Source organism: Streptomyces tibetensis, assembly GCF_040647715.1.
Taxonomy (GTDB): domain Bacteria; phylum Actinomycetota; class Actinomycetes; order Streptomycetales; family Streptomycetaceae; genus Streptomyces; species Streptomyces tibetensis_A.
The window spans coordinates 297,586-310,279 of the sequence record NZ_JBEZCR010000009.1 but is presented as its reverse complement, the minus strand read 5'-3'; the positions used below and the strand labels follow the sequence as shown (position 1 = coordinate 310,279).

Here is a 12,694-nt window from a genome sequence, read left to right as displayed (position 1 = left end):
CATACCTGTCAAAGTCGCTACGAAGTAATCTCGACCCAGAAGCCGTCGTCCGGTCCGTCTATGACCCTGTTCTTGTCATAGAACTGGGCGAGCAAGTTTCCGGCAGCTCCATTGTCCTCCTTCTTGACAGGTAAGACGCTGAAGTTCCCCGGCTCGGCGAGGTGATCGTAGTCGGAGTGGCCTGCTCCCTCGTACGTAGATGCCATCGGATACTCATCACATTCTCTCGCATACCCGGCTGACGTTGCGTAGTCCTCACCGAAGTACTTCCCGCAATTGTAGACGGAGCGGTTGCGGTTCAACTCCCGGCGTTTGGTGTCCCAGTACAGGCGCGTCAGCCCGGGCTTGGGACCCTTGCCTGGAACGTCCTTCTTCGCCATGGGGGGCTGCGTCATACCTGGAGTGGTGAACGCCTTTTGGATATGCAGGGCCACCTCCCGCTCCGGAGCACCGGCCGCCGTGCTGTACTGCAGCGGCGTGACGACGGCCCACGAGGCTGCCCCCGCCGCTGCATTGGGCAAGTACGGAGCCTTGTCCCATCGGGGCGGCAGCATGAACAAGTCGCCGCCCGTGATCGGCAGCGACGACCAAGCGGGCGGTGCCTTGAGGCTGATGTTCGGCACGTACACCGCGGCGATAAGATCCGTCTTCGCGGTGTCAGACCCCTGGCCGCCGGCGACGGTCAGCGTGTGCTTGTACGCGTCCGCACCCAGCAGCTCACTCCATGTCCGGGTGAAGGGCATCTTCACGCCGCCCTGCGTGTAGGCAGCTGTGGACGGCCAGAGATGGGTGACGCTGCCCTTCGTCGTGATGCCCATCGCAGCGGCACCATTATCCTTGGCCGCAGTGAAGTCAGTGAAGTGATAGGTGATCGTGATGGTCCTGCTGTTCTTCGGGATGGTGCCGATGGCGAGAACATCGAACTGACTGGTGCCGACGGCTTTGCCGTTGCGCAGCCAGACCTGCTCGAACTGCTTACCGGAGCACAGCGCATAGCGGGACTTGACGTAGAAAGTATTCGTCGCGAGTCCCGCGATGCATTCCTGTTTCGTCATCGTGCGCGGCGGCTCGGGAAGGCTGACTGCCGCCGGCGCTCGAGAGTCGAGCGGCCTACGACTCGGAGGCTGATATCGCGCCGAATACTCCGTGGCGAGCGGAGCGTAGGTTTTGGCCTGGCCGAGCGTCTCGCGAGGCAGAACGGCCTGCGTGGTCTCCTCGCTGGACAGGGTACGTAGCTTGCTCGGCTTCTGTTGAAGTTCCGCGAGGTCGAGCGGCTCGGCGTTCACCGGCCGCATGTATGACTCCATGCTCAGCGAGTCAGATCCGTCAGCCTGGGCACTACTCAAGGGCATGAGTAATGAAGCAACCAGCCCGGGAACCAGTACAGCGGCTGCGCGTATTCGGGCCCGCGCGAGCACACGTTTCATCATCATTTACACCCCTGTTCTCAGGTACACGCCATGCGACCTGGGCCCCAACAGAGCTACCTGGCACAGGAAGTGCACAACCTGCACTTGATCTACTCTGACTTGATCGGTTCCGAGCCTGGCGCAAATACACGTTCGATCAGTCGCCCTCGCAGAACCTCATCCCCTGGTCGGCGCGAGAGGTGCGAAGACTCGGTTGTCGCGTAGGAGAGCCCACAGGACACTGACGCACCGACGGGCGAGCGCGATAACGGCCTGTACATGCTTAAGGCCCTCACCGCGCTTCTTGAGGTAGAAGTCCCTGTTCGGGCCCTTGTGGATGATGCTGGTCTGCGCGGACAGGTAGAAGACCCTGCGTAGGCGTCGGCTATAGCGCTTGGGCCGGTGCAGGTTGCCGATGCGACGACCCGAGTCCCTCGGGACTGGCACCAGCCCCGCTGCGGAGGCCAGATGACCAGCGTCCGGGTAAGCCGGTTGATTCAGCCAAGGTTGAATCGGAGCCTCAGCTGGGTGCTGACCAGTTCATAGCCAGCGAGGTCGGGGGCGCCGAATGGGTTGGGCAGGACGGTGATGTTGCGGCGGTCGCGGTCGAGGACGTGAGAGACGTACACGATGAAGTACGTCTCGTCCGGCTGCAGGCGAGAAGCGCGTCGAACCTCGGATTCGCCGAGGATGATCTCGCCACTGTCGCCGGTGGATGCCTTGACCTCGTAGAGGTAGGTCGCGTCGCCGTCGTGGATGAGGAAGTCGTAGCCGAGCCGGTCGTCCCCCGGCTGCGCGCCGGCGAGCCCGTGAACTCGCAGGCCGGACTTCCATGAGTCCTGTGGTTCGACCCCGAACTGCTCTTGCAGCCACGCGGCCACCGCCGCCTCCCCCGCAAGGCCCACGGCCAATGTCCGGTCCTGGTCGCTCGCGGGGACCTGGTACGAACCGCTGTGCGACCTTGCACCGGACGACGAGGAGGTGCGTGGCTGCGGAATGCGGGGCGCGAGCGCCGTGGCGGACGTGGCCGAGGTGGCCCGCTGCTCAGGCGTGAGGTCTGCGGCCACCTCGCGGGAGAGCGCCGCCAGGTCATCGGGCAGGGCCGACACGGGCCTGCCGTTCAGCATGACATGAGGGCCGGGTGCCGACCCTCCGGATCGGTTTCCGCCCGTGGCCCCGCCAGTGTTCCCCGCGGGATCCGGGGGACGTGTCGCGGCCAGTCCGAGGTCCGCGCGCCGGTCCGACAGAGGCATGTCTTGGGGCCAGTGGCCGCGAGCCCCAAGCCAAGCGATCAACGCCTTCACGGACAAGACTTCGAAGTCCAGCAGGCCGTCGCCGTCCAGTTCCCGCAGGACGTCCTGGGCCGGGGGCAGCACCGTGGGGCGACTTGCGGCATGAAGGCGCTCCCATTCCTCGATTAGTTGGCGCAGCCGCGGTACCTGCCTGTGCACCGCTGTGCTGGATGCCTCGCGTACCTCGGCCAGCGGCCTCAGCAGGCGTGACGTCGAGGAGGGTGCGGGAAGCTGTTTCATCAGCCAGGCGTCCGCGTGGGCTTGGAGAAGTTCGTCGGAGAGATGCCACAGCGTCGTGTGCCAGGCCGGGTCCGGCGCGAGTAGGGAGAGGTCGCGCAGCTTCACGTACCCGGCCAGGGACCGTCCGGACCGGTGGACGTCCCTGTAGGCGTCCCTGATCCGCTCGGCGAGCGCGGGACGGTTCCGCTGAAGCCATGCCGCGAACTGCCGTTCATGCCGGTCCCTGTTGTCGATCTCCGGGAGGCCCAGGGTGCTCCATGCGCGGTTGGCGTCGGCCAGGGGAACGGATATAGCGCTTAGTTGCCGTTCCCGGTCGTCGTCCTCCAGCAACCGCATGAGCTGTTCCCCGTTCGGTGCGCCGATCCGGTCGGTGAGCCAGGTGAAGAGGGCGGCGTGGTGGGAGAAGTCGTCGGCCTGTTGCCGCAGTTGCTCCGCGAGGTCGAGATCGAGGCAGGCGAGGAGGGGGACTAGCCGCGCGCTGCCGGAACGCTGTGACGCCCGCTCGGCGAGGACGGCGTGCAATTGGTGCGGCCGCAGGTCCAGGACGTCCGTGAGATCCTCCTCCGGGACGTGGTCGGTCTTCAGGCCGCGTTCCTCCAGTTTGGTCAGCGCCTTCCACAACGGGTCTGCGAGGTAGGGTGCGCCGATAAGGGCAGCCACGGCGGGGGCGGCGGTGCGGAGCACTCGCCAGCCGGTACGCGGCTCGCTGTGCACGACGACCACACGGGGCCGGTCTGGGTGCGGGTGCAGCAGGGCTCGGGCCGCTCCGTGCTCGGTGAGGCGGTGGCCGGCGATCCAGAGGACGGCCTCGCCGGCCACGGTCACGTCGCAGCGATGCAGTAGGCCGGCCACGTCGGCCGCGGCGACGGGCTCCGGACGGGACGCTCGTTCCTCGTCGAACTCCACCAGGGCCGCGACCAGGGTGAGCAGCCAGGATCCCGCGTACTCCGTCAACGGCACGTGCGGTGCGTCACGGACGGGCAATCCGTCGGCCTGGATGTCGTGCGCGGCCTCGCCGCACCGCTGGACGTCGAACGTAGTCCTCCGTTGGAGGAAGGCGTGGACCCGGCCGCCCAGTGCCCTGTCCCGTACCGGGATCACGGGCACGGGGACCCGGTCCAGAAGGGCTCGGTTCTGGATCCCGTCAGGATCCGGGACGAAGACCGTCTCGTCCGTCTCCGCCGGGTCCAGCGAGGCGAGGGCGCCAGCGCGGGTCACCAGCAGCCGGCGCGGCGCCGCAGGCTGCCCGCCGTCAGCGGCGCGCGTCCCGCCCTCCGTCGGCAGCAGCTGCGCCCACGCCTTTTCGTACTCCCGTCCGATCTCGTGCGCGAGTCTTCCTTCCCTGAGGTGGGCGTTGGCCTGCACGAGGTCCGGCAGGTGGCGGAGCCGGTCGAGCGCGGTGCCGGGATCGTCCCAGGAGCGGATGCCGAGCAGGCCGAGCCGTGCCACGAGCTTGGCGGACCGCCTGCTGCGCAAGGAAGCCGGCACCACGCCGAGGAACTGGGGCGGGGGCTGCGTGCCGTGCCACCACCAGGCCGTGCCGGCGGTGGCGAACACGGTTCCCTCCGAGGTGGCGCTCGGGGCGGCCGTCTGCGGGATCCACAGTGCGTGGGTGAGGAAGGCGGACAGCGGAGTGGGCCAGGGCGTCCCGGTGGGATCGCTGTGGCGTACGAACTGCATCTCCAGTGCGGAGTCGGCCCAGGCGAAGGCGAGGCCGTGCACGATGAGCTCCGCGTAGAGTCTGCGGTCCTCTTCGGAGAAGGCGGCGTAGTCGTCCTGGCCGGGCAGCATGGCCGCGGTATGGGAGCGTGAGTGGTACTCCACGCTGATGTAGCCGACCCTACGCCGGTTCCGCCAGCGCTCGGCGCTCGTCCGCCACTTCGGCAGCAGGTCCGGCCGGTCCGGGGCCCAGAAACGGGAGGGCCGGTTGAGGGCGTCTCCCCTGACACTGGTGCGGAAGGTCTCGTACCGGGGAAGGAGGCCGTGAGCGACGTGGTGCCGTTCGAGGAAGCGCCGCATGGCCTCCACGGGGATCGCGTCACCGCACAGCTCGTCGGGGCGGACGAGGAGCCGTCCTTCCGTCTGGGTGAGCACGGGAGACAGTTCCCGGGCGCGCTCCAGGAATCGGGTCAGGGTGTCGTCGACGGAGGAGTGCTCTGCTGGCCAGCCCGGCCCGAACATGGCGCGGCTCGCGTCGATCCAGCCGGCCCGGGTCAGTACCTGAAGATTTCCCAGGACGGGAGCCCTGCGGCCCTCCGTCTCCAGAGCGTGGGAGACCGCGCAGGCGTAGCGCAGGCAGGCCAGTCGTACGCCGTTGTCCTCGCTGTCCGCGCTCAGTGCGGCTGCGACGACCGCGAGCACTCGGTCGGCGCCGTAGTCATGGACGAGGTTCGCGGTCCTGAGCCACTTGCGGCCCTGGGCTCTGCGCTTGCGGCCCTTGCCGGACCAGGCGATGCGCTCGTGCACGAAGTGCAGGCGGTCGGACAGGCCGTCGGGCAGGGTCGGCAGGGAGCCGCCCTGCGGGGGGTCGCGGTCGAAGAAGACGCCATCCGCGCCGGCCGGTGCCGTCGTCGACCGGGAAGTAATGACGATCCGCTTGCCGGTCAGGGCCGAGCCGTCGGGGAACGCCTGGGAGAGGTCGTAGTAGAAGTCCGCCCACCATCCGGGATCAAAGGTGTCACGTACGGCGGCCCCGGCGAGCCCTTCCGCCCACGACGCGAGGCGCTCTGTGGGGGGTTCGAGGCGCGTGCCCGTGCTCCTGGCCAGGGACGCCAGTCGCCGCAACCGAGTGGGGTGCAGATGCGGATCGAGGAGATCCATGACCCCCGTGGCGGCGACGGCGTGCGGGGTGAAGATCGTGGAGCCGTCCTTCCCTTCCCACAGAAGGGCACGGTGCAGGGAGGTGCGAGCCCCTGGTGTCGCTCCGATCACCGGGATGAACGGCACGTGGGCGATGCCATCGTCTAGCCGTTGGAAGGCAGACGTCAGCCGTGCCAGAGCCTTGGGCTGCCAGCACATCAGGTCGACGAGCGCGCCGGGCGGAATCGGTGCCCGCCTGTCCGCCGCTGCAAGCACCGCGCGGGCGCACACCTCAGCCACTGTGTCGAGCAGCAGGCCGTTCCACGGCACCGCCTCGTTGAACGAACGACGGTTCATCTCCGCGAAGAACGGTGCGTGGACATACCCGCGGACGGGTGCCGGGATCTGCTCGCCCATCGGCAGGAAGGCGTAGAGCCGCCCGTCCCGTAGGGGATCGGCGACCGGTACGGCGACGCGTACCTCGGCCTTCTTCTCCCAGGCCATCCAGTCGCGTCGCATCCCGCTCTTCTCGATCGACGCGGCGAGCGCCTCCCGGGCGCGGTCCGGGTCGGCCTTCCCGCAGATGACGATCAGACGCATCCGCCGACGCAAGGTGATCTGCTGCACCTTCAGGCCACGGGCGTGGTGCAGCACCTCCACCTGACGGTCGTACGTCCTGCGCCGGGTCTCTCCCGCGGCCCGCCACTCCAGCCGGACACGTTCCAGCCGGTCGAGGAACAGTTCGAACGGGGCGTTATCGTCCATGAGTTCTCGCACCTGCGCCCCGGCGGCCGAGCGCGCGTCGGGTGACTTCAGCGGCAGACGGATGACGGTGACAAAGCCCCGGCGCGCGAAGCCTTGGACGGTCTTCGGTGGCTCCTCCAGGAAGACCGGCACCTTCAGCGTGAGCAGGTTCTCCTTCAAGTGGTCGGCAAAACCGTCGCGTTCGGGCGCCACCTCCCGGGCGAGCGCGTCGTAGTCGTCGAGCCGGGCGAACCGGAAGGTGAACCCGTCGAGGAGCCGGGACCCCTCCCTGGCCACGCTGTAGACCTCGGGCGCGTCGCACAGGTGCAGCACGCTCCTGAAACCGACGCCCTTGTGGCCGATCCCGGCGTCGGCACGCTTGCTGGAAAGGGCGATGCTGCACAGGTCCTTGAAGTTCTTGCCGCCGAACGGCTTACCGCGATTGGCCACATAGAGGGTGCCGTGCTCACCCTCGTCCTCGTCCAACCGGATCTCGATGCGTCCGTCGGTGGCTCTGGCCGGGTGCGCGTCGTGCGCGTTCTGCAACAACTCGATGAGCACCCGACCCTCGTACTCGGGCGCGATGATCGTCTCGGCCACGGCCTTGGCCTCACGGGCCGCGTCACGGCCGTCGTCCCAGTCCCGCAGACAGCCGCGCACCTCGACCAGCGCCTTCTCGTGCACACGCCTGCGCACAACTGCCGACCGGCGCTGCCGCGCACGCTCCGCCGACGGTCGCCAGCCCCCCGCTGCCATACCGCTGCTCCCCACCCCGTGCGCCTCCCGCCCCACTCTGCCGGTGATCCTACTGAGCGCGAAGGAGCCCTGAAGGACGTTTGACACCGGCAGCCTGTGGCTCCGTAGCCTGCCCGTTTGATCAAAGCGCTCGTACGCTGCAAGCCGGGTAGCGGGCAAGCGGATCCTGACGCGGGCCCATTGGGTAGTTCCTTCCGGACTGATCCCGAGAAGGGACCACCGATAGATAGGCGGGAGCTCCCCGGGAATGGCTCTGCTGCGTGTGCGCTGGCGTCACTGTGTCGTGCTTTGGATGCCGAGGACGTCGTAGAGGTGCTCGCCGTGGGCCCATCGTTTCAATTCCGGGCGGCCCATGAGGATGAGCTGGTGATGCTGGGCGAAGTCGATCGCCGGCTGCGTGAAGCCGTTGAGCGCGATCATGATCGGGAGGTCGGCTCCGTGGTGCGGGCGGGCTGTCCCGTTGAACTTCTGCACGTGGCCTGACCCGACTGGGCTCTGATACTGCTTGCACTGCACGATCAGGAGGCGGTCTTCGTCATCGCGGGCAGTGATGTCCACGCCGAGGTCACCGGCGCCTCCGACCCGCTTGGGACGCCGGAATCCGTCACGGGCCAGGAGATCAGTGCACGCCTGCTCGAAACCCGTCGCGCTCATCGACGAAAGCTGCTTCATCTTGAAGGTCAGCGCGTCCGCTTCGATCACATCGCCAGAGGGAGCGGCGAACGTGTCGTCCGCGTAAGCGTAGGTGTTGACGCCGAACAGGAACGACAGGATCCTGCCGAGCAGGAGCAGCATGGGCAGTCCGCCGACCACGAAGAGCCCGGTCCACCACGGGTGATCGGCTATCAGCCCCCACAAATCTGCGGTGATCCACTGGCCGACGTCCTCGGTGAGCCACTCCCAGAGCATCTTTCCGACGGCCAGCGCGATGACCGCATACAGCAGGAACTTCAGCAGCGGGTCGAGCGACCCGTCCTCGTCGAACACCCCACCTCCAGACGTCTTGGGCAGCGATCACGCTCTTTGCCAGTCATGCCGCACGCCTGAATCGGCTCGGGCGGGAGCGCGCGGACAATCCGAGGAGCTCGCGCAGAGCGGCACCGTCCTCGGCCCAGCGCCGAAGCTTTTCCCGGTCGATCCAGTGGACGCCGTGCCGGTCGCCCCACGCCATGGCATCGCGGGTGAAGGCTCCGTTGGTGACGACGACAGCGTGATCGGCTTTGTGGACCGGCCCGGCCGTCCCCTTCACCGCGTACATCACAGCTGAGCCCACTTTCCCGCCGACGCGAGTGTGCTTGGCCTGCACCACGATCCGGCCGCGCTGCGGATGGTCACCGATGACGTCGGCGGCCTGGTCGCCGCCGCCACCTACTCTGCGGGCCGGCCAGCCGTCGCGGACCAGCAGATCCCGCAGGGCGTACTCGAAGCGACGGTCGTCCATGGTGTCGAACTCCGCGAGCGTGATCCGCAGAGTGGCCAGCCGCTCCTTCTCCCGACGCCGCATCGTGGTCGCCTGCGTGATCCGCCACGCCGCGACGGCTCCCGTGAGCAGGGCGAGAGCCAGCAGGGCAGGCCATGCCGCCTTCAGTGTGCCGACTGCCTTGGCCGCCGTCTGCGCCACCAGGACGAGCACCGCCAGGGCGACTACAGCCGCTGCGACCAGTTCCGCGGCACCGCGAGGACGCCGCAGACGTATCCGTCCCATCAGCGCTCGGCCGTCGCGCTGGCCGGCGGCTTCGGATCCGTCGGCGGTGTCGTGGCGGTGGACTCACTGAACCCGAACACCTGCCCCCACAGCCACACGCCGGCCAGTAAGCCGGCAATCATCCAACCGCTCATGCGCTTGGCGCTCCTGGGCTTCGGATTGCGACGGATGTGTCCGCGTACCCGGTGGGACCCGTCCGGCACCTTCGACATGTTTCCCCCTCCCGTCGGTGGGCCGCGGAGCGCGGCTCATCCCAACAAAAGGGTGTAGCAGTGGGCACTGACAGCAGCTGATGGGTCATCACGGTGCTACGCCCGGGTCGAGTCGCCATCAGGCCAGGAGGGCCCACACCGTCAGGCCAATTCACGGGGCAGCGAGCCTGAGGCAGCTCAGCTGGGCGAATGCCCTTCTCAGCTACCAAGCGGTTCGCCATGGCCCTTTCCGCCAGTCCTCACACGGCGCGTGGCCGTCCCTCTCTCACCTGCGGAAACAGCCCCGGTCACGCCAAGCGGAGCTCTGCCGACGAATGGCGAAAAGCAGCGGAAGCGCACTCACAGCCATAGTGCGCCGGCGCCGCCCCTTCGAACCGTGGTTCTGCGATCATGACCCGGTGGCGTCACAGAGTCGGGAGGCACTGGTAGGCACTGATCAACCCGCCGCCGCGACGCCTCGGGCAACCAAGCGCCTACGGGACGAATTCTCAACACCGTGTCGTCGCGGTCCTGCGAGGACAGTGGCACGGTTGTAGGGCCGGGCCGAAGAAACCGCCGCTGGCCTACGCCAGCGCCGGATCCAGCCTTGGTGCAGCCCGGTCAGGACAGTCTTCTGCGGCCCGTCGTCGCCTCTCGAAGCAGTGCCGAGGCCGTCATCGTCGTACAAGCGCAACACGTGAGCAGCGCTCATCACCACAAACCTTCGAACCAAGATCCGGACCATACCCGGACCAGCCATCCGCAGCTTGTGGCGAGCGGAGCTGTTATCGCTGGTCAAACTGCATCCGAACCGTGTACCACCAGCAGACCAAGAACATTCTTTGTTCTTACAGCCCTCAGAAACTCGGCTTCTTCTAGAGCCTGAAGTCGGGTTGCGCGCGTGATGTACGGTGCGTCGATGCTGTACGTCCTCGCCGCGATGCCGGCGTGGCGGCCGGGTGGAGGACCGCCTGCCCCATCCTGTACGCGTCCGGCTTCCTCGTCCTCGCGTCCCTGCAGGTGGCGCTGGGCCAGGCCGTGTCCGCCCGCCTGCCGGACCGTTCGGGCAGCCTGCCGTAGGCAGGAGGATCCCCCCACCTCTCGTCCAGGTGTCGCCCACACCCGCCACTGAAGCCGCCACTCGTGGACGGCGACTTGCCGATGCCTTGACGATCCGTTCCATGTACGTTCAATCAACTGCCCCTGCCTGCGCTGCGTGTGGTCACTAAGTTTCCTGAGGGTTTTGGGAGATAGGGACTATGAACACATTCCTCGCAGTCCGGGCTCGTGGGATCACCAAGTGTTTCGGTGATGTCGTCGCCCTCGACGGCATCGATCTGGATGTGGCGCAGGGGCAGATCCACGGTCTGGTCGGGCCCAACGGCGCCGGTAAGACGACGTTGCTCGGTGTCCTTCTGGGTCTGGCGGTAGCCGACAACGGCAGCTTGGAGATTCTGGGGGCGCCGGTGGGGCGGGCGCTCGCCGCTCCCGACGGTGTAGCCGGTTTCGTGGACGGGCCCGGTCTCTATCCCTCGCTGACCGCGCGCCAGAACCTCGCCGCGCTGGCGACCCTGCGCGGTCGCAACGCGCGGACGGCGGGGATCGACGACGTGCTCGAGCAGGTCGGGCTCACCGATGTCGCCGACGACCGGGCCCGTGGCTTCTCCCTCGGCATGCGTCAACGGCTGGGGCTCGCCGCGGCCTTGCTTGCCAGGCCCCGGCTGCTGGTGCTCGACGAGCCGTCCAACGGTCTCGACCCGGCCGGGAAGAAGCACGTGCACGGTGTCCTCACCCGGCTCGCGGCGGAGGGAACCGCCGTCGTGCTGTCGAGCCATCGGATGGACGACCTCGAGGCGCTGTGCTCCGACGTCACCATCATCGCCACCGGCCGGGTCGTCTTCTCCGGCCCGCTCGGCAAGCTGGCCGCCGAGAACCGTGAGCTGGACTACCGGCTGCTCACCTCCGACCCGCGGGCCGCCCGCCGACTGGCCGTCGAGTCCGAGGGGATCGGGGTCGTCGACGATGCCGGGCCACGGCACCACGCCGATGTGCTGGTCGTGCGGGCGCTGGTGCCCGCCCTCGACGAACTGGTGGTGCGGCTCGTGCGGGCGGGCGTCGCGGTGCGTGAGCTCGCGCCCGTGGTGTCGCCGCTGGAGGCCGCGTTCCTCGCCCTCACCGAACAGCAGGAGGCGGCCCGATGACCGCGACCATCGCCCACCCCCCTGTTCAGGGGGCGCCCCGCGTCTCGGTGGCGCGCGGATACCGCTTCGAGCTCGTCAAGTTGGTCTCGCAGTGGCGGATCCGGCTGCTGGTCCTGGCCTGCTGGATCGCGCCGGGGCTCTTCGTCGCCGCGGTGAGCCGGCAGAGCACGCTGCCCTCCGACACCCTCTTCGGCCGCTGGATGCACGCCACTGGGTGGGCCGGGCCGCTGGTGCTGCTCGGTTTCGCGGGCACCTGGGCGCTGCCGCTGCTGACCTCGGTCGTGGCCGGCGACGTGTTCGCCTCCGAGGACCGTCTCGGCACCTGGCGGCACCTGCTCGTGGCGGTCCGTTCGCCGCGCCGGATCTTCGCGGCGAAGGCGCTGGCCGGCCTCACCGTCCTGCTGCTGCTCGTGGCCGGGCTGGCCTGTTCCAGCGCGGTCGGCGGTGTGCCGGCGGTCGGCAACCAGCCGCTGGTGGGCCTCGACGGCCACCTGCTGTCGCCGTCGGACGCCGCGGTGAAGGTCCTGCTCGCCTGGGTCTGCGTGCTCGCCCCGACCCTGGCCCTCGCCGGTATCGGACTGCTCGGTTCGGTCGCGCTCGGGCGGTCCCCGATGGGGCTGCTGCTGCCCGCGCTCGTCGCGCTCGCGATGCAGCTCGCCCAGATGATGCCGCTGCCCGTCGCCGTACGCCTCTCCCTGCCCGGCTACGCCTTCATCTCCTGGAACGGCCTGTTCACCAGCCCGGTCCAGCTCGCCCCGCTGCTCATCGGCATCGTCGTCAGCCTGCTGTGGGCGTTGGCCGCGACAGCGCTGGCGTATCTGCTCTTCCTGCGGCGCGACTTCACCAACCCGACCGACGACGGCTCGGCGCGCCGCGCGGTCACCGCCGGAGTCCTGCCGCTCGTGGGCCTGGTCGCCGCGACCATGGCGGTCGTCACCGCGACGACCTCGGCCACGGGCTCGGGGATCACGCAGGACAAGGTGCAGCACTCGCTGGCCACGGCGTTCGCCCACCTCTACCGGATGCAGACCGCGCAGCTCCACCGCCCCGCCGTCACCGAAGCGCAGGTGCGGGCGACGGCGGCGTGCAGCAAGGGAGATGGCCAGGTCGCCCCCGAGGGCGCGGGCAACGACTGGCGTTGCGTCGTCACCTGGCACCTCCCCGGCGTCGCGACCGCGGGGCAGGCCGTCTACCAACTCGACGTCACCCCCGACGGGCGGTTCGTGGCCGACGGCGACGGACCGAAGGAAGTCAACGGCTACTTCCTTGTCCGGACCCCGACCGGGGACGCCCCGAACCCCCTGTGGCAGTTCGACGGCAACGCCGAACTGCTCGACACCACCTCGAAGGGATAATT

At 68.4% G+C, this 12,694-nt stretch carries 8 protein-coding genes and 1 pseudogene; 3 read left to right on the top strand and 6 right to left on the bottom strand.

Annotation, left to right across the window (positions count from 1 at the left end):
- Positions 1-17 precede the first annotated feature (17 nt).
- From AB0B29_RS25075 to AB0B29_RS25050, 6 genes and pseudogenes are all read right to left on the bottom strand, one after another.
- The gene (locus tag AB0B29_RS25075) at positions 18-1,295 is read right to left on the bottom strand and encodes a NucA/NucB deoxyribonuclease domain-containing protein (RefSeq protein WP_362243696.1); all 1,278 of its coding nucleotides are present in this window, start codon (positions 1,293-1,295) and stop codon (positions 18-20) included.
- A gap of 291 nt (positions 1,296-1,586) precedes the next feature.
- Positions 1,587-1,907: pseudogene (locus AB0B29_RS25070) on the bottom strand (transposase); the annotation flags it as partial.
- Positions 1,907-7,180: a sacsin N-terminal ATP-binding-like domain-containing protein gene (locus AB0B29_RS25065; protein ID WP_362243694.1), complete on the bottom strand. Its 5,274-nt coding sequence runs from the start codon at positions 7,178-7,180 to the stop codon at positions 1,907-1,909. The gene AB0B29_RS25065 and the pseudogene AB0B29_RS25070, both read right to left, overlap by 1 nt.
- 333 nt (positions 7,181-7,513) lie before the next feature.
- Positions 7,514-8,227: a restriction endonuclease gene (locus AB0B29_RS25060; RefSeq protein WP_362243692.1), complete on the bottom strand. Its 714-nt coding sequence runs from the start codon at positions 8,225-8,227 to the stop codon at positions 7,514-7,516.
- A gap of 43 nt (positions 8,228-8,270) precedes the next feature.
- A complete protein-coding gene (locus tag AB0B29_RS25055) occupies positions 8,271-8,945 on the bottom strand; it encodes a restriction endonuclease (protein ID WP_362243691.1) in 675 nt (224 codons plus the stop codon).
- Positions 8,945-9,157, bottom strand: a complete 213-nt coding sequence (locus tag AB0B29_RS25050; RefSeq protein ID WP_362243689.1) for a hypothetical protein — start codon at positions 9,155-9,157, stop codon at positions 8,945-8,947. Before AB0B29_RS25050 ends, AB0B29_RS25055 begins: the two co-directional genes overlap by 1 nt.
- A gap of 927 nt (positions 9,158-10,084) precedes the next feature.
- Here AB0B29_RS25050 and AB0B29_RS25045 point away from each other — a divergent pair.
- From AB0B29_RS25045 to AB0B29_RS25035, 3 genes are all read left to right on the top strand, one after another.
- Positions 10,085-10,216 (top strand): hypothetical protein, encoded by a 132-nt coding sequence (locus AB0B29_RS25045; protein ID WP_362243790.1) that lies wholly within the window; start codon positions 10,085-10,087, stop codon positions 10,214-10,216.
- A gap of 179 nt (positions 10,217-10,395) precedes the next feature.
- Positions 10,396-11,337 (top strand): ABC transporter ATP-binding protein, encoded by a 942-nt coding sequence (locus AB0B29_RS25040; protein ID WP_362243687.1) that lies wholly within the window; start codon positions 10,396-10,398, stop codon positions 11,335-11,337.
- Positions 11,334-12,692, top strand: coding sequence for an ABC transporter permease (locus AB0B29_RS25035; RefSeq protein WP_362243686.1), 1,359 nt, complete (start codon positions 11,334-11,336; stop codon positions 12,690-12,692). The genes AB0B29_RS25040 and AB0B29_RS25035 overlap by 4 nt, the downstream gene beginning before the upstream one ends.
- Positions 12,693-12,694: the final 2 nt, after the last annotated feature.

What these genes read in the sequence shown, in the direction of transcription:
- AB0B29_RS25075 (WP_362243696.1), bottom strand. Translation starts at nt 1,295, where the DNA reads ATGCGGCCGGTGAACGCCGAGCCGCTCGACCTCGCGGAACTTCAACAG.
- AB0B29_RS25055 (WP_362243691.1), bottom strand. Translation starts at nt 8,945, where the DNA reads ATGGGACGGATACGTCTGCGGCGTCCTCGCGGTGCCGCGGAACTGGTC.
- AB0B29_RS25050 (WP_362243689.1), bottom strand. Translation starts at nt 9,157, where the DNA reads ATGTCGAAGGTGCCGGACGGGTCCCACCGGGTACGCGGACACATCCGT.
- AB0B29_RS25040 (WP_362243687.1), top strand. Translation starts at nt 10,396, where the DNA reads ATGAACACATTCCTCGCAGTCCGGGCTCGTGGGATCACCAAGTGTTTC.
- AB0B29_RS25035 (WP_362243686.1), top strand. Translation starts at nt 11,334, where the DNA reads ATGACCGCGACCATCGCCCACCCCCCTGTTCAGGGGGCGCCCCGCGTC.